The organism is Rossellomorea vietnamensis (genome assembly GCF_001305855.1).
GTDB lineage: Bacteria > Bacillota > Bacilli > Bacillales > Bacillaceae_B > Rossellomorea > Rossellomorea vietnamensis_A.
The window spans coordinates 294,539-310,151 of the sequence record NZ_LIXZ01000005.1 but is presented as its reverse complement, the minus strand read 5'-3'; the positions used below and the strand labels follow the sequence as shown (position 1 = coordinate 310,151).

The 15,613-nt window shown below is 40.5% G+C and carries 16 protein-coding genes and 1 riboswitch; of the genes, 11 read left to right on the top strand and 5 right to left on the bottom strand.

The annotated features are described in order from the left end of the window. The first annotated feature begins 91 nt into the window (after positions 1-91). Positions 92-1,315 carry a dicarboxylate/amino acid:cation symporter gene (locus AM506_RS09015; protein WP_060672149.1) on the top strand — a complete coding sequence of 408 codons (1,224 nt, stop codon included), beginning with the start codon at positions 92-94 and terminating at the stop codon, positions 1,313-1,315. Positions 1,316-1,365: 50 nt separating this feature from the next. Here AM506_RS09015 and AM506_RS09010 read toward each other — a convergent pair whose 3' ends face one another. Beyond that, positions 1,366-2,205, bottom strand: a complete 840-nt coding sequence (locus AM506_RS09010) for a LysR family transcriptional regulator (protein ID WP_060672148.1) — start codon at positions 2,203-2,205, stop codon at positions 1,366-1,368. Positions 2,206-2,308: 103 nt separating this feature from the next. Between AM506_RS09010 and AM506_RS09005 the strand changes: the two genes are divergently transcribed. From AM506_RS09005 to AM506_RS08995, 3 genes are all read left to right on the top strand, one after another. Then, positions 2,309-3,157, top strand: a complete 849-nt coding sequence (locus AM506_RS09005; RefSeq protein ID WP_082386291.1) for a sulfite exporter TauE/SafE family protein — start codon at positions 2,309-2,311, stop codon at positions 3,155-3,157. Between the two features lie 207 nt (positions 3,158-3,364). Next, positions 3,365-4,657: a M20 family metallo-hydrolase gene (locus AM506_RS09000; protein WP_430341134.1), complete on the top strand. Its 1,293-nt coding sequence runs from the start codon at positions 3,365-3,367 to the stop codon at positions 4,655-4,657. 35 nt (positions 4,658-4,692) lie between these two features. Then, the gene (locus tag AM506_RS08995; protein ID WP_060672146.1) at positions 4,693-5,265 is read left to right on the top strand and encodes a sugar O-acetyltransferase; all 573 of its coding nucleotides are present in this window, start codon (positions 4,693-4,695) and stop codon (positions 5,263-5,265) included. 51 nt (positions 5,266-5,316) lie between these two features. Here the strand turns inward: AM506_RS08995 and AM506_RS08990 are convergent, their stop codons facing one another. Continuing rightward, on the bottom strand, positions 5,317-5,961 hold the full coding sequence (locus tag AM506_RS08990) for a hypothetical protein (RefSeq protein ID WP_060672145.1): 645 nt from the start codon (positions 5,959-5,961) through the stop codon (positions 5,317-5,319). Between the two features lie 612 nt (positions 5,962-6,573). Between AM506_RS08990 and AM506_RS08985 the strand changes: the two genes are divergently transcribed. Together AM506_RS08985 and AM506_RS08980 are read left to right on the top strand one after the other, a co-directional pair. Further along, complete coding sequence (locus tag AM506_RS08985) at positions 6,574-7,248, top strand: N-acetylmuramoyl-L-alanine amidase family protein (protein WP_082386290.1); 675 nt, start codon at positions 6,574-6,576, stop codon at positions 7,246-7,248. Between the two features lie 128 nt (positions 7,249-7,376). After that, positions 7,377-7,691, top strand: a complete 315-nt coding sequence (locus AM506_RS08980) for a DUF3892 domain-containing protein (protein ID WP_060672144.1) — start codon at positions 7,377-7,379, stop codon at positions 7,689-7,691. Between the two features lie 57 nt (positions 7,692-7,748). Here the strand turns inward: AM506_RS08980 and AM506_RS08975 are convergent, their stop codons facing one another. Together AM506_RS08975 and AM506_RS22735 are read right to left on the bottom strand one after the other, a co-directional pair. Then, positions 7,749-8,513, bottom strand: a complete 765-nt coding sequence (locus AM506_RS08975) for an AAA family ATPase (protein ID WP_060672143.1) — start codon at positions 8,511-8,513, stop codon at positions 7,749-7,751. Between the two features lie 94 nt (positions 8,514-8,607). Next, positions 8,608-8,844, bottom strand: coding sequence for a DUF1797 family protein (locus tag AM506_RS22735; RefSeq protein ID WP_060672142.1), 237 nt, complete (start codon positions 8,842-8,844; stop codon positions 8,608-8,610). A 203-nt stretch (positions 8,845-9,047) separates the two neighbouring features. Between AM506_RS22735 and AM506_RS08965 the strand changes: the two genes are divergently transcribed. Both AM506_RS08965 and spoIIP read left to right on the top strand, forming a co-directional pair. Further along, positions 9,048-10,523: a flavin monoamine oxidase family protein gene (locus tag AM506_RS08965; protein ID WP_060672141.1), complete on the top strand. Its 1,476-nt coding sequence runs from the start codon at positions 9,048-9,050 to the stop codon at positions 10,521-10,523. A gap of 173 nt (positions 10,524-10,696) precedes the next feature. Further along, positions 10,697-11,860 (top strand): stage II sporulation protein P, encoded by a 1,164-nt coding sequence (spoIIP, locus tag AM506_RS08960; protein ID WP_060672140.1) that lies wholly within the window; start codon positions 10,697-10,699, stop codon positions 11,858-11,860. 71 nt (positions 11,861-11,931) lie between these two features. Here the strand turns inward: spoIIP and AM506_RS08955 are convergent, their stop codons facing one another. After that, the gene (locus AM506_RS08955) at positions 11,932-12,147 is read right to left on the bottom strand and encodes a Fur-regulated basic protein FbpA (protein ID WP_060672139.1); all 216 of its coding nucleotides are present in this window, start codon (positions 12,145-12,147) and stop codon (positions 11,932-11,934) included. A gap of 108 nt (positions 12,148-12,255) precedes the next feature. Beyond that, positions 12,256-12,363, bottom strand: a riboswitch (SAM riboswitch). 211 nt (positions 12,364-12,574) lie between these two features. Between AM506_RS08955 and AM506_RS08950 the strand changes: the two genes are divergently transcribed. The 3 genes from AM506_RS08950 (at position 12,575) to AM506_RS08940 (ending at position 15,604) form a co-directional block, all read left to right on the top strand. Next, positions 12,575-13,972, top strand: coding sequence for a protoporphyrinogen oxidase (locus AM506_RS08950; protein ID WP_060672138.1), 1,398 nt, complete (start codon positions 12,575-12,577; stop codon positions 13,970-13,972). Positions 13,973-14,057: 85 nt separating this feature from the next. Then, positions 14,058-14,639, top strand: coding sequence for a CBO0543 family protein (locus AM506_RS08945; RefSeq protein ID WP_060672137.1), 582 nt, complete (start codon positions 14,058-14,060; stop codon positions 14,637-14,639). Between the two features lie 110 nt (positions 14,640-14,749). Further along, positions 14,750-15,604, top strand: coding sequence for an aminoglycoside adenylyltransferase domain-containing protein (locus AM506_RS08940; RefSeq protein WP_060672136.1), 855 nt, complete (start codon positions 14,750-14,752; stop codon positions 15,602-15,604). Positions 15,605-15,613: the final 9 nt, after the last annotated feature.

The window sequence follows — 15,613 nt, the reverse complement described above, 5'->3', positions numbered from 1 at the left end:
GGGACGGACCTTGAAAACAAGGTCCGTCCCTCCTTCAATAAAAGTGATATAATGAATATCTGAAAAAAATATAGGTAAGGGCGTAGATGTAATGAATTACATATGGAAGCAATATAAGAAAGTGCCTTTTGTTTTGAAGATGTCGGTCGGTTTCCTTTTAGGAATCATTGTCGGCCTTGTCTTTAAATCAGATGCAGGAATTTTGAAACCATTTGGGACGGTGCTCATTCACCTCCTTAGTTTGATTGCCATTCCGGTGATCTTCCTCACTGTGGTTCAGGCAGTGAATAAGATGAGTATGACCCAGCTAGGTCGGATGGGGTGGAAGCTGATTCTTTATTATGCAGCCACAACGGCAGCCGCGGTATTCATCGGGCTTGGTTTGGCGTTCCTGTTTAACCCTGGTACAAGTTTGGAACTGCCTAATACACAGGTTGAAGAACCGAAAGCACCGCAGTTTGGGGATGTTTTACTGCAAATCATTCCTGATAATCTTTTCCAGGCTTTTGCCGGCGGTGATACTCTCGCCATTATGTTCCTGGCGATCATCATTGGGATAGCCATTTCGTGGATGAAATTTTCTGCAGAAAGTAAGATGGAAGAATACGGGCAATTATTGGATAAATTTTTCACGGCCTTCAACGAAATGTTTTATATCCTCCTAAGAGGGGTGTTGGCTTATGCTCCCATCGGTGTGTTTGCCATCAGCGCGGCTACATTTGGTCAGCAGGGGTGGGAAACGATCCAATCCCTATTGAAGTTTGTCGGGGTCTTTTATCTAGGGATCCTTCTTCTGTGGGTTGTAGTATATTCTGGATTCTTGAAACTGACGGGTAATTCTGTCATACCTTTTTTTAAACAGACGAAAGAAGCATACAGCACTGCTTTCTTTACTTCCAGCAGTATCGCATCCTTGCCGGTAGCCATTCAGTCTGCCAAGAAAGCGGGTATTTCTGAAAGAACGGCGAATTTCGCCTTACCACTAGGGGCAATCTTCAATTCAGACGGGGGAGCTTTACGAATGGGTGTATCGATTGTATTCGCTGCAAACGTGACGAATCTACATCTTTCTGTTACAGACCTGTTGATGATTGTACTCGTCGGGACTCTACTATCCATTGGGACATCTGGAGTTCCTGCTGCAGGATTGGTTACACTATCTGCGGTCTTAACGATGTTCGGCTTACCACTCGAAATAGTCGCCCTCATTGCAGGAGTCGATGCCATCATCGGGATGGGTGGAACGGCATCTAACGTAACCGGCGACATCGTCGGTGCAGCTGTCGTAGATCGCTCAGAAGAAAAAATCGTCTGAGTTTTTTACGAATGAGGGACGGACCTCGACCAGAGGTCCGTCCCTCTCATTCAATTCGTATGGTCAATCAAGGTGACCAGTTCTTTTATGATGGAGACTGTAGTCACATTTTCAGGATATACCGCATAGATGGGGCGGTGGACAACATATGGCTCAATTGGGACGAGTTTCCCTTGGAGTACTTCGTCTTTGGCCATCGAGCTTGAAAGAAATGCTATTCCGAGTCCTCTTACGGCGAGTTGTTTGATTAAGAAATGACTGCTTGCTTCGAGGACTTCAACTGGTACAATTCGCTCTGACTTTAAGAATTCATCCGCATATTCCCTCGTCCCCGATCCTTTTTCCCTGAGGATGAATGGGGAAGAATGCAGGTTCATCCTTTTGCTCGCGAAGAAACGGAGCTCATCCCGACTGATCACCTCTACGTGGAAGGGTTCTAATCCTTTCGTTCCTTCTACGAGGGCAAGGTCGAGATTATTTGAATTCAATGCTTCCACTATCGTCTCGTGGTTGTGAATCATCAATTGTAAACGGACTTGAGGGTATAAGACCTTGATCTTTTTGACAAAATCGGGAAGCAGAACATCACTGACGGTGTGAGTGGACCCAATCCGCAATTGAATTTCCTGCTTTTTTTGATTCACTTCTTCCATAGTCCTCCATAGTTCCATCATCTTTTTTCCCTGCTCAAATACCCGTTCTCCCGCAGGCGTCAATTCAAAGTGCTGGTTGGTGGAGGAACGGTGGATGAGTGCTGCTCCGAGGGCTTGCTCCAACTTTTTTATGTGGACGCTGACAGTAGGTTGAGATAAATTCAGGTATTCACTTGTCTTGGTGAAATGCTTAAGTTGGGCGAGAGTAACAAACGTACGGATCCAGTCCAGTTGCATCTTATACCTCCATTAATAAACGTAATCGACTTTATTATCATTATTCATTTCTATTATAACTTATATAGAGTTATAATGTTTTATGAAGGAAGTGACGTACGACATGGAATGGATTTTATTTATGATAGGTGGTGCCGTCATTGGCGTCATCTCAGGTTTTTTTGGGATAGGTGGAGGAATTGTTCTGACTCCTACCTTATTAGTCCTTGGATATGAGCCTAGTCAGGCAATCATTTTATCCCTGATGCTTACCCTGGGATCTACTGTGACAGGTACTTTATCACATCTGCGATTAAAGAATGTATCTAAGAAATTAGCGGTTCTCCTTGGGGTGTTCGGAGTAGTAGGCTCTGTAGTAACTGTTCCATTTGTAAAATGGCTTGACGCCATCAACGGGGCATCGACGTTCATCTCAATTGTGTATATTGCTATATTAAGTTGGTTTTCTTACCAGTTTTTAAGCAAACGACAACAGGACTCGAAGCCTAAAGGGATCTTTGCAGCTCCCGTCATAGGCCTATTTACGGGAATGATTTCATCCCTTATGGGTGTCAGCGGGGGATTTGTCATGACACCCTTATTGACAAAGTGGCTGAAACTTGATTTGAACAAAGCGATTGGAACCAGTATAACTGCTGCTTCCATCATCGTATTGTCAGGTATTACCTCATATATGTACACAGGGGAGTCACTTGACTACCGCCACGGAATCTTGCTGATCGTCGGTGCGTTGATCGGGACACCAATCGGTTCTGTCCAACTCAAGCGATTCTCCGGTGTCATTGTTAAAAGGATGCTTGCTGTTTTGTATATGGTCGTTGCAGTAAGTGTCATATTCAAGATGCTTTCTATAGCAACAGTCTCACTCGGTTTGATACTGGGAGCGGTACTAGTTTTCTTCGGAGTGCTGATTTATTCACAGCAGCAATCAAAGAGAACAGCAAACTATTGATGAGTCAATTTTTTTGGAGAGAGGGATTCCCCTCTCTCTTTTTTATTTTTGAAAGTTGAAGGATAAAGTTGTTAAGGTAGAGAACATATTTCTATATATAAGATGTGCAGTGCTTCATTAAGTATTGACAATCTGTCTAATGACCAGCAAAACAATGGAACCTACAATGGTAATAAGTCTAAAATTTATTAACAAAGGATGATTCTATTGACTATCAATCGAAAAAGATTAAGCCTTCATCTGCAAGAGTTAGCTGAAATCGGAAAAATTGGGGAAACCGGCGTTTGCCGCCTGGCTCACTCGAAAGAAGATCGAGAGGGCGTGGAAATGGTAAAAGGATGGATGGAAGAGGCTGGATTAACGACAAGGATCGATGGATTTGGCAATTTGATTGGCAGGGTGGAAGGAAAGGATAAAAACAAACCAGTGCTTATTCTTGGATCTCACATTGATTCACAGCCTTACGGGGGCAGATTCGATGGAACAGCGGGGGCACTTGGAGCAATTGAAGTTGTTCATACCATGATGGACAATGGAATCATTCCTGAACGGACCATTGAAGTAATATGTTTTTCTGATGAAGAAGGGAGCCGTTTCAATAAGGGCATTTTTGGTGTGAGGGCTTTGGCTGGAATGCTGGAGGAAGGGGAACTCGAGCGAAAAGACAAAACAGGGGTGACGAGAAGGGAAGCACTCAAGGAGTTTGGAGTCGATACAGACCTGACACAAAGCCCTGTATATAAGAGGGGTGATATAGCCGCCTTTCTGGAACTTCATATCGAACAAGGGCCGGTGCTTGAAGGAAAAGATAAGCCGGTAGGGATTGTATCTGGAATTTCAGGGCCGATTTGGTTGACGGTTACACTCGAAGGATTTGCCGGCCATGCCGGATCCGTTCCAATGAAGATGAGACAGGATGCTCTTGTCGGTGCATCAGAAATCATCCGCAAATTCGATGAACTGGTTAAAGTAGAAGGAACCGATACCACGGTGGGGACAGTAGGAAGTATGCAGGTGTTTCCAAATTCCAGAAACATTATTGCTGAAAAGGTAGAGTTTACAATTGATCTTCGTGATATCGATCTTGAAGCAAGGACCAAGCTCGAACGAAAACTATATCAAATTATAGAAGAAACCGCTTCTGCTTATCATCTTAAATACGACATTAAAGAAGATACACGAAGTGAACCAAGGTACTGTGCAGATTGGATCAAACAAGTCATGAAAGAAGAAGACGAAAAGCTCGGATTCGATTCTCCTACTTTAATGAGTGGCCCGTTCCATGATGCCCTGATTATGTCCTATATTAGCGATTATGGAATGATCTTCGTCCGCTGTGAAAAAGGAATCAGTCACAATCCATTAGAGTATGCCGAGATGGATGATATCGAAAAAGGTGTGCAGCTTCTATACGCCACGGCATTGCGAATTTGTCAGGAACATAGAGGTGATCACCTTGTTCCGGATAAAATCGGGTATTCTTCTAATGATCAAAACTAAAAAGTTAACCTGAGCACTTATCGATGGAGGTCTACATGAAAACGGAAAAACAGAAAATGCTTAATGGTGAACTTTATGAACCCTGGGATCTACAATTAACGGAAGAGCGAAAAAGAGCCCGTTATTTAACGCGAATGTTAAACACTACTATGGAAGAAGAAGAAGAAAAAAGAGTTTCTACACTAAAACAGCTATTCGGTTCAACGGGAGAAACGGTTTATTTAGAACCAAACTTTAGATGCGATTATGGATATAACATTCACGTGGGAAATAACTTCTTTGCTAATTTTGACTGTGTCATATTGGATGTATGCAAAGTCAGTATCGGAGAAAATTGTATGATGGCACCCGGGGTACACATTTACACAGCGACGCATCCTGTCAATCCCATTGAGCGTAACAAGGGACCTGAATTTGGAAAGCCTGTTACCATCGGGGATAATTGCTGGATTGGCGGCGGGGCAATCATTAACCCAGGGGTGAGCATTGGGGACAATGTAGCCATTGCTTCTGGCGCGGTTGTTACAAAAGACGTTCCATCCAATGTAGTAATCGGTGGTAATCCTGCCCGTGTCATCAAGGAAATTGAACTGGAAAAGAAAAGATGATGGTATAAAAAGGTAGAAAAAGGAGCTGGGAAAACCATACTCCCAGCCCCATTATTTAAATTTTTCAGGGAATTGCTTCACGATTCCATCAGATAAGGCATCAGACAAATGAAGAATATGTCCCTTCCCCTCATCAAAGCTTTTAATATTAGCTTTCCAATCTTTTTTAATACGTGCCACAGCTTCATCGGTAACGAACTGCAGATGCATGTATAGCAAATCTTTCAATTTCTTTTCAGACCAATAGGGATTGACGCTTGCTAATAAATGGGCAATATCGTCTGCATTTACATACCATTCTTTATTAAGTTGTTCTACTTGAGCTGTTTTGCCACCTTTCGCAGCATCTACGATTTTCCCTGCAAGTACAATATGTTCCGTCAATAAATCCGCTAATTGGTTACCTGCTTTGTCCCCATAATAGGGTTTGATTGCATTCCCGATATCCTTCTGATTCTGAAGCAACCTTGCGAGTACTATATCGGCATCCTCTAACCCATCCACAGCACTGATAATATAATTCCTTGTATAGAAGACATGATCGGTGAATAGCGTTCTCATTTCTTCCCTGGCTTTCATACTAGGTTCACTTATACAAGAATCCTGCTTGGCTTCTGCCATTCCAGGCAATGAAAAGAGTGACGCCCACACAACTAACAAAAGAGCCACATATTTCTTCAACTGAATACCTCCCATCATAATTGTTCTATATTTATCATTCGTTTATTTAAGATAAACATTCATTAAGATATGATAAGAAGAAATGGTAAATTTTAAAAAGTTGTCCTTTTTTTTAAAAAAATGAGTTGCTTGTCCTCACCAACCCGACACTTCCGACATAAATTGTTCTATGGAGGTGATGCATTGGCAAGAAAAATTCTACAATATCTTTTTCTCAATCCATCCGTAACTCATGCCAATTTAGAAATGGGATCTCCTTCCCTCTCGAATCCGTACCTTGCACAGTTTGGGGTAACCCTTAGGCCCCATATTAAGGTAAATAAACAATGATTATAAGATCAACAGTTCATACTGAAAAAATTGAAGCGATCACAGTATGGAACTCCGCCGGTCAAGAAATACAATGATAATGAATAAAGTGAATAAGAACGTGTTTTTCGCAATACAATAGAGAGAAAGCAAAACTAAACCCTATAAGAAAGTCCCCTCCATGAATATAGAATCATACGTTAAAAAGTGTTTCCTGTTCCTAAGCAGGGAACCTTTTTTATATTGAAAGAGGTGGCGATAGAAAATTGTCCAATTGTGAATATAGTATTATATGTCAAGCTCTTAGGAGGAAGTTAATTGAAAACCATCATGATTGATCCAGGACATGGAGGATCCGATCCTGGTGCAACTTATAAAGGAAATGAAGAAAAGAACTTCAATCTTTTGACGGCACTTGTGGTCAGGGATTATTTGGTGTCGAATTACAATGTGAAGGTGTTAATGACGAGGACTGGGGATCAAACCTTATCTCTGTCAGATAGATGCAACCTTGCCAATCGTTCGAACCTGGATTTTTATTTATCCATCCACCATAATGCTGGTGGAGGGACAGGATTTGAAAGCTATGTATACAATGGTAGTGTGCCGACACAGACTTTATCCTATCAAAAAATCATACACGAAGAAGTAATAACAGCCATTAAACCATTCAAAGTAACAGACAGAGGAAAGAAGAGGGCAAATTTTCATGTGCTCCGTGAAACAAAAATGCCTTCGATGTTAGTCGAAGTTTTGTTTGTTGACAACTCAAAGGACGTTGCACTCTTGATTGATTTAAAATTCAGACAGGCAGTAGGGTTTTCACTTGCAAAAGGAGTTGCAAAAGCACTTTCACTTCCAGCAAAAGAATCGGGCAAAAAGCCACTTTTCAAAGTGATTGCCGGGTCATTTACAGAACGGAAGAATGCTGAAGACCGGGTGAAAGAGTTGAAAGCGGCATCATTTGAATCTTTCATTGAAAGAGAGTGCTGAATGGTCGGCACTCTTCATTTTATTTACAAGAAAATACACGCAATTCTCTCCACAAATGCATTAGTCAATCTATACATATCAATGGAAAGAGACGCAAATACTAAACATATGTTCGGGAGGTGAGTACAATGGAAAATAAGAATTTTGAACAAATTTATGAAGAATACAAACAACAAGGGAATGTCCAGGCTAAAATGGAGATCGCTAATGAGGTTTCTACAGGGGCAGAACAAATTGTTGCTGTTAGAAGAAATAGTGACGATGACCTTATCGCATTCAAGACCGAGAGTGGCAGAGAGTTGGATTATATAACCGCTCTCGAGGAGGCAAAAGCCGGAAAGATCGCCCATGTCGATGTCATTCATCGTTATGGCAGGGATGTCTTACGCAGTGAGCCGGATGGCCTGAAAGAAAATAATCTTAGTGAACTTCCTTCATTTTAAGACGAAAAAAACGAGCATACCCAATGGAGGTTATGCTCGTTTATTTGAGGGACGGACCTATTCGTCTTCCTCCTTAAATAAATGGTGCAACATTCGTTCTCGATCTTCAAAAAATTGCTTCATGATCTGGTAGTGACCCGTGTCCTCAAGACTTGCTTCACTTAAACCATTATCAGTTAGCTGAATGAGTTTTGAAGAAGGATAGGCCATTAAGATGGGAGAGTGTGTAGCGATAATAAATTGAGAATGATCATTGACCAGTTCATGTATGCGGGAAAGCATGGATAATTGCCTTAAAGGGGATAGCGCAGCTTCCGGCTCATCCAGGATATAAAGACCGTTCCCCTGAAATCTGTTCATGAAGGTTGAAAAGAATGCTTCCCCGTGAGATTGCTCATGTAGGGATTTGCCTCCATATGAATCGATTACCCTCGGCCCTGAAAAGGGTTCCCGATCCATTTCTTCAATATTCGTCGCTACATTATAAAAACTTTCTGCTCTTAGGAAAAAACCGTCTTGAGGAGGATCTATCCCCCTTACCACCTTCAAATACTGGTCCAAATTCGAGTAGGAATCATACGTGGAAAAAGAAAAATTAAGGGAACCTCCCTCAGGGTTGAATCCAACGGCCATGGCAATGGCTTCTAATAGTGTGGATTTCCCCATCCCATTTTCTCCTATAATGAACGTTACATTTGGATGAAGGGAAAGTTCCTTTAAGTAACGTATACTTGGAATATAAAATGGATAGGAGTGAAATGAGGGGATGTTGTCTCTCTTGAGCGACACTGTCCGTATGTAAGGCTGATGATAAAATGACATGGTCCCGCTCCTTTTTATCTATAGATTATCATAATTCTTTATCATATATATACTAAAAACTGCCATTACCGGAGTAATGGCAGTTCAATAAAAGTTATCTTGAAGGTTCAAGCAATACTACACTTTCTATAGTGGTCGCCAATAGGCTGATATCAGTGAATTCTTCAACTTTCATTGTATCCACATAAGTAATGCTGAAGCATTCCGTGTCCTGATGATAAGTAACGGTCATTACAGGTGAGTGCTCATGATCAGAAATCGTATGAACAATCTCACTTTCTTTGAATTCCTTAAGCGTCTTGAGCATGGTTACGATATTTTCTAGTGACATATAACATGTCTCCCTTCTACTGCTAGAGGGATTGACTAAATACAGTCTCGTAGACCCAATGAATCTCAAGTATAACATAGAACAGTGTAAATAGAAACATGCGTTCTGAAAATTACTGGAAATGATCATTATGTCACAAGAATCGAATGTATACCTCCATAAATGGCTTCATATGATGAAAGAGCAAAGGAGGTAGGTGTAGAATGGATAATCGATTATTGAGGGATGCCCCTTCTGAATTGAAGTATCCGGATGATATGCTTTCGATCATTCGTAAAGGACTAAAGCCCTCTCAATCCAAAAGGATCATCATCATTGGTGCTGGGATGAGTGGTCTGGTTGCAGCATCAACTTTAAAAGAGGCCGTGCATGACGTCATGATCCTTGAAGGAAACAAACGTATCGGGGGAAGGGTTTATACTGTTCGAAAGCCGTTTACCCCCGGGAATTATTTGGATGCCGGTGCTATGCGGATTCCCGATAATCATCGATTGATATTTGAATATATACGGAAATTCAAATTGCCATTTCAAGCTTTTCAAAATTCCTCTTCAAAAGATCTGTTTTTAGTAAATAACATTCTAGTGACGAGAAAACAGTACGAAACTGATCCGGATATTCTTCAATATCCCCTCCTGGAAAATGAAAGGGGGAAAACAGCTTCTGAGCTTTTTATTGAAGCGACCCAGCCCTTTCTGGATTTGTATAATAATAGTGAACATGATGAACAATTGAAATTGATGAAGAAATACTCAAATTATTCAGTAGGGCAATTCTTGTCTAATAACCCGTTTGGTAAATCCTTATCATTGAATGCCATTCGGAAAATAAATGTCATCCTCGGAATTGAAGGATTTCCTGAGTTTTCATTTGTTGATATATTAAAGGATATTATTTATCCGATTTTTAGAAAAGAGACGAAGTTTTATGAAATAGCTGGTGGGAATGACCGATTACCCTATTCATTTATGGATGACCTCCAGTCCAATATTTTTCTGAATCAAAAGGTGACTCGTATCATACAATCCAAGTCGGGTGTCATCGTTCAAACGGTTAACCCTTTGGACGGTACGGGGAGGGAGTATCATGGTGACTACGTGATTGTCACTATTCCTTTTACTGTATTTCAATTTATTGATGTCGTCCCATATAACTCTATTTCATTTAAAAAGTGGCAGGCTATTCGTGAAGTGACCAATATTCCTTCTGTAAAAATAGGTATCGAGTTCAGAAGCCGCTTTTGGGAAGAAATGAATTACGGCAACATTATTTCTGACCTCCCTACCCGATTTACTTATATGCCAAGTCATGATATCGGTAGCAACAAACCTGGTGTGATGCTTGCTAGCTACAGCTGGGGTCAAAACGCTCTCTTATGGAATAGTAAATCGAAGGAAGCAATCATTTCAGAAGTGTTGAAAGATCTATCCAGGGTTTATGGAAATCGTGTTTATACAGAACTACTGAATTATTTTGTATATAATTGGAGCGAAAATCCTTTTTCAGCAGGATGTTTCACTCTATATACACCGGGACAGGCAGCTGACATCGGAGATTATATTCGGACACCCGAAGGAAGAATCCATTTTGCAGGGGAACATACCTCTTCTTTTCATGGGTGGATAGAAGGTGCGGTCGAATCCGGTATCAGGGCTGCACATGAAGTGAATGGGCGGTAAACAAAAAACGCATCTCATAATGCGTTTTTTATGTTGGGGTCAATCTAAAAAATATTTAATTTTTCTTTAGGTGTTTCCTATAGGAAATCTGACCGAATCCTGAAAAAACCTTCTACTCTTTCGACACTCTGCATAAAGTGAACTATTAAATACTTTATATAGGGGTACTGATGATGTCGTATAAGTCTCGAAAAAATAATAGCTTAGTCCCACTAGTATTCGTATCTATGAAAGCCGTCATCCGGGTAGTATTGATTGGTATCATCCTCATGTATGTCATGGTGTGGTTGATTTCATCTACTGCCATTAAATTAAGGGTGGACAGCCTGTTCTATACTTCGGTATCAGAGATTGTACCGAAAGAGACATTTCTTATGCTTCTATCACAGGAAATGACGGGTTTACGCATCGAGAATAAAGAGGCCATGAAAACCGACTTCGATTGGTTGGAAAGCGTGACGAATGTATCACTGCTAGACCCAAGAAGTCTATTTGGACGGGAAATCCCTGGTATCGAAAATTATCATACGCATATAGCCGTTGCCGGAAAAGGGACGGACATTACGAATTTACCTAACGAGTCACCAGCACCGACGGAGGACCAGCTGAAGGATCAGGAAATCGATCAGAACCAAATCGATCAAGCCAATCACAACTCAGGTGACGGTGTGCAGGAAATCGAAGAAAAATCTGTTTTTATATACCACTCTCACAGCTGGGAAGCCTTTAGTCCTTTGATTAAAAACAATGACTCGAAAGACCCGGCCAGTACCAATGAGAAGGTCAACGTCATTGCAGTAGGCACAAAGCTGAAACAAGAACTTGAGGGACGGGGAATTGGCGTCGTACATGATAAAACAGATGTAAACCAAGCACTAAAAGCCAAATCCTGGACCTATTTTGAATCCTACAAGTTATCAAGGGGATTGGTCCAGGAAGCCATTGCCCAGGATGATAACCTGAACTATTTGATCGATATTCATCGGGACTCCATGCCGAGAGACATCACCACCAAGACCATTAACGGAAAGAGCTATGCCCGTTTATTTTTCATCGTAGGTAAAGAAAATAAGAACTTTGAAAAAAACCTGAAAATCGCGAAAGAATTAAATGCTAAATTAGAAGAGAAGTATCCTGGTATCAGTCGTGGGGTTTTCGTTAAAACAAGAGCGGAAGGAAACGGGGTTTACAATCAGGATTTAACTGAACGCGCCATGCTTCTTGAATTTGGGGGAGTGGAAAATAACTTAGTAGAATTATATAATTCCACCGAAGTGTTTGCTGAGATCTTTGCAGCCTACTTTAAAAAGGATGCTGTTGAGGTTAATGCACAATAATAATGAAATGACGTGAGCCAATGGCCCGCGTCATTATTTTTTTAGAAATCCCGAATTAATAAAAGCAGAGACTAACAGGTTAGTTTCGAGCAATTCTTCCATTGAATGGAGCCAATATCACTATGAGGGTGGCATTCCTTCTGGATATAATGATATTCTTTCTCCAGTTCTCTTAGTGTTAACTCAAATAATTGTTTATCGCCTTTTTTGAAAATGTTATGGACAATCAATTTGTTAATTAAGTCATTTCTTCGTTTATTGATTGCTTCCTGAAAAACTTCTCCCATTATAATCACTCCTCTTATAATATAAATGAACAGAGGAAGTGACTTTTTCACGTAAAAAAAGCCAGCTTCCTAGTAAGATAAGAAGAAGGCTTTAGCGAAAACAACTTCAACTTATCTTTCAAGCTCAACGCTTGTGGAATTAGCACAGTGTTCTATGAAATAGAATCTGTTGCTGAGGTATCATCGGGCCAGTCCCTCTACCTCTCTGGATAAGTGGCTATGTGATTATCAGAATTCAATTATATGTTATATCAAACTATTCCTAGTTGTCAACTATGAATTATTTATCAGGCGTAAATAGACTAAAAAGGAACAAGGATCCGTAAATTACACTGGCTATTTTCCCATTTCAGACACAGTTTCTTTTTTTAATCTGTTTAAAACATGATAATCTGTATACATAGACGTAATTAATGGAGTGAGTGTTATGAAGAAAATAGCTGTAGTGGGCGGGGGGATTACAGGTTTGACAACCCTGTATTACCTGCAAAAAATGTCCAGGGAACACAATCTGGATATTGAATTAGTTTTGATCGAACGAGATCAACAGCTCGGTGGTAAGATCAGGACGATAACGGAAGGCGACTTTATCATGGAAGCCGGCGCAGATTCCATCGTTGCCCGTAATGAAGGAGTTCTTCCATTGGTCGATGAACTAAACCTTCAAGACGAGCTCGTGTACAACGAAACAGGAACTTCCTACATATACACAAATGGGGAACTGCATAGAATTCCCCCAGACACGATATTCGGTATTCCGATGAGCATAGAAGCTCTTAATGAAAGTACGCTTATATCCGAAGCTGGAAAGAAAGCAGCTCTCCAGGACCTGGAGACAAGAAATACTCAATTTACGAAAGAAAGTTCCATCGGCGAGTTTTTGGAAGCATTTCTAGGAAAAGAACTCGTTGAAAACCAGATTGCACCTGTATTATCAGGAGTATATTCCGGGAACTTGTATAAACTGACAATGGCGTCGACGCTTCCCTATCTTCTTGACTATAAAAATGATTATGGAAGTATTATTAAAGGATTAGCTGACAACAAACAGAAATTCAAAGGATCCTCCAATAAAAAATTTATATCGTTTAGGCATGGCTTATCCACCATCATTGACCGTTTGGAGAAAGAATGTTGTAATGCGACGATTCTAAAAGAAACGAAGACAAAAAGCCTCCAGATGACCGGTGACAAATATGAACTCAATTTCAATGGGCACGGAAGCATTACAGCAGATTATGTCATATTCGCAACTCCTCATGATGTGACTCAACAGATTCTAAAACATGAAAAGTTAAACAAGAATTTTAATGTTCTAAGAAACTCTTCCTTGCTCTCCATCTATCTGGGGTTTAATGTTCCTGATGAGATGCTTCCTGCTGATGGTACAGGATTCATTGTCTCCAAAGGCAGTGAAGTGAGGTGTGATGCATGTACATGGACGAGCCGAAAATGGAAACATACTTCACGGAAACACAACCTGCTGGTGAGACTCTTCTATAAGAGTACCAATACTCATTACAATCAGTTAAAGAATTTGAGAGAGGAAGAACTGACGGGTGTTGCACTGGAAGATATTAAAAGGACGGTCGGAATTGTTGCAGATCCAATCTCAATCGAAGTTACCAAATGGAACAATCTGATGCCGAATTATCATCTAGGGCACAATCAATCTGTAAATGCCTTAAACGACATTCTATTAACCGAGATGCCACAAGTGAAGTTAGCAGGAGCATCTTACTTTGGGGTAGGAATCGGTGCCTGTATTCAAAATGGTAAGGAAACAGCTGAATCCATTATGAAAGATGCGATTAATAAAGCTTGATTTTACGGGAGATGGAGAACATAGATTATAATCCACCTTCGACTTGCTCATACTAAGGTATATATGTATCTTAGGAGTGAAGCACATGAATAAAACACAATACAATATGCTTTCCAAGTTGAAAGAAATCCAAGGTGAACAAACAGATACGTGGATCGATTACTGGCAACAGTTCTCGGACCTTGGCTCCTGGCAGTTCTGGGTAATGGCTGCATTTTTCCTTTTGCCGCTACTATCCCTTTTCCTTTTCCTTGATAAAAAGAATGCCCTTTTATTCGGGTTTTATGGATATAATGTTCATGTTTTCTTTACCTATGCAGATGCCATCGGTGCTAATATGCTGAAATGGTTCTATCCATATAAGCTTTATCCTTTATTGGCGAGCTCTATTTCACTGGACGTTTCTCTTGTTCCAGTTTCCTATATGTTCGTATACCAATGGACCTATCGTCACAGGAAGAATTATTATCTGTACCTGATCTTACTCAGCGCTGTTTTTGCATTTGTGTTTAAGCCCCTCCTTCTAAGTGTCGGTCTATTTTCTCTGAACAAAGGCACAAGTTACATCCATCTATTTGTGATATACATTGCTGTAGGAATGATCGCGAAATGGATCACGAATTTATTTGTTTATTTTGAAAAAGGGAAGAGTCGAAACACACAGTGACCATAGTGGAAGCTGTGTGTTTTTTAATTAGACAAATCCTACTTGAATCCCCATCAATAATTTGAAATAATTGGTATTGAAAGACATGCTTATTCATTGGGGGAGATCACTTGAAGGACTTACCGCAAATAGTTGACAAGGTACTACTTGAGTATATTAATCTATTCAATCATTATCTGCCGGAAACACTCGAAGGTTTATATGTCCACGGGTCCATTGCCCTGGAAGCATACGTGAATGATTCCAGTGACATTGATTTTATTACCGTCACAAAGCGTAGACTGTCGAAAGAAGACTCCAGCGCACTTTATCGAATACATAAAACACTTCAACAAAAGTTTCAAAAACCGGACATGGACGGAGTATATATTGTGAAAGACGATATAGGGAAGATGGACTCAAGCTGTAAAGACGAGAACGAAATGCATGCATACTTTAACAATGGTGAATTAAACTTTGGAGAGTATTTCAACTTCAACCCTATCACATGGTATGTAATGAAGCATAAGGGGATTAGAGTTGTAGGACCTGAAATTTTATCATCCATCTCAGGACCTTCTTCACAGGAATTGTGCCAATATGTCCTTCATAATATGAATACATATTGGGTCCGAAGACTTCATTCTTTCGAAGAATCGATAGAAGAGGTAAAGCATTACCCTACCGCTATGATTGATACTGAAATAGAGTGGTCAGTCCTTGGGGTTCTTCGTCAATATTACACTTTAAAAGAAGCTTCGATCATTTCAAAGCAGGCTGCGGGTCAGTATGGATTGCAGGAACTCCCTGAAGAGTGGCATAGTCTGATTAGGGAAGCAATGAATATTCGTTCAGGGGTGCAGGGTGTGGACTCAGTTTCCAATGACATTCGGGTAAAACAAACCATTAAGTTTTTAAAATACGTGATTTCCCTCTGCAATCATATGAACGTGGAACATCATATTCATCGCTTGGATATAAGGTAAGAGGCAGGA

What these genes read in the sequence shown, in the direction of transcription:
- AM506_RS22735 (WP_060672142.1), bottom strand. Translation starts at nt 8,844, where the DNA reads ATGTCACTAGAAAATATCGTAACCATGCTCAAGACGCTTAAGGAATTC.
- AM506_RS08990 (WP_060672145.1), bottom strand. Translation starts at nt 5,961, where the DNA reads ATGGGAGGTATTCAGTTGAAGAAATATGTGGCTCTTTTGTTAGTTGTG.
- AM506_RS08950 (WP_060672138.1), top strand. Translation starts at nt 12,575, where the DNA reads ATGAAGAAAATAGCTGTAGTGGGCGGGGGGATTACAGGTTTGACAACC.
- AM506_RS08955 (WP_060672139.1), bottom strand. Translation starts at nt 12,147, where the DNA reads ATGGGAGAAGTTTTTCAGGAAGCAATCAATAAACGAAGAAATGACTTA.
- AM506_RS08965 (WP_060672141.1), top strand. Translation starts at nt 9,048, where the DNA reads ATGGATAATCGATTATTGAGGGATGCCCCTTCTGAATTGAAGTATCCG.
- AM506_RS08945 (WP_060672137.1), top strand. Translation starts at nt 14,058, where the DNA reads ATGAATAAAACACAATACAATATGCTTTCCAAGTTGAAAGAAATCCAA.
- AM506_RS09005 (WP_082386291.1), top strand. Translation starts at nt 2,309, where the DNA reads ATGGAATGGATTTTATTTATGATAGGTGGTGCCGTCATTGGCGTCATC.
- AM506_RS09010 (WP_060672148.1), bottom strand. Translation starts at nt 2,205, where the DNA reads ATGCAACTGGACTGGATCCGTACGTTTGTTACTCTCGCCCAACTTAAG.
- AM506_RS09015 (WP_060672149.1), top strand. Translation starts at nt 92, where the DNA reads ATGAATTACATATGGAAGCAATATAAGAAAGTGCCTTTTGTTTTGAAG.
- AM506_RS08995 (WP_060672146.1), top strand. Translation starts at nt 4,693, where the DNA reads ATGAAAACGGAAAAACAGAAAATGCTTAATGGTGAACTTTATGAACCC.
- AM506_RS08980 (WP_060672144.1), top strand. Translation starts at nt 7,377, where the DNA reads ATGGAAAATAAGAATTTTGAACAAATTTATGAAGAATACAAACAACAA.
- AM506_RS08975 (WP_060672143.1), bottom strand. Translation starts at nt 8,513, where the DNA reads ATGTCATTTTATCATCAGCCTTACATACGGACAGTGTCGCTCAAGAGA.
- spoIIP (WP_060672140.1), top strand. Translation starts at nt 10,697, where the DNA reads ATGTCGTATAAGTCTCGAAAAAATAATAGCTTAGTCCCACTAGTATTC.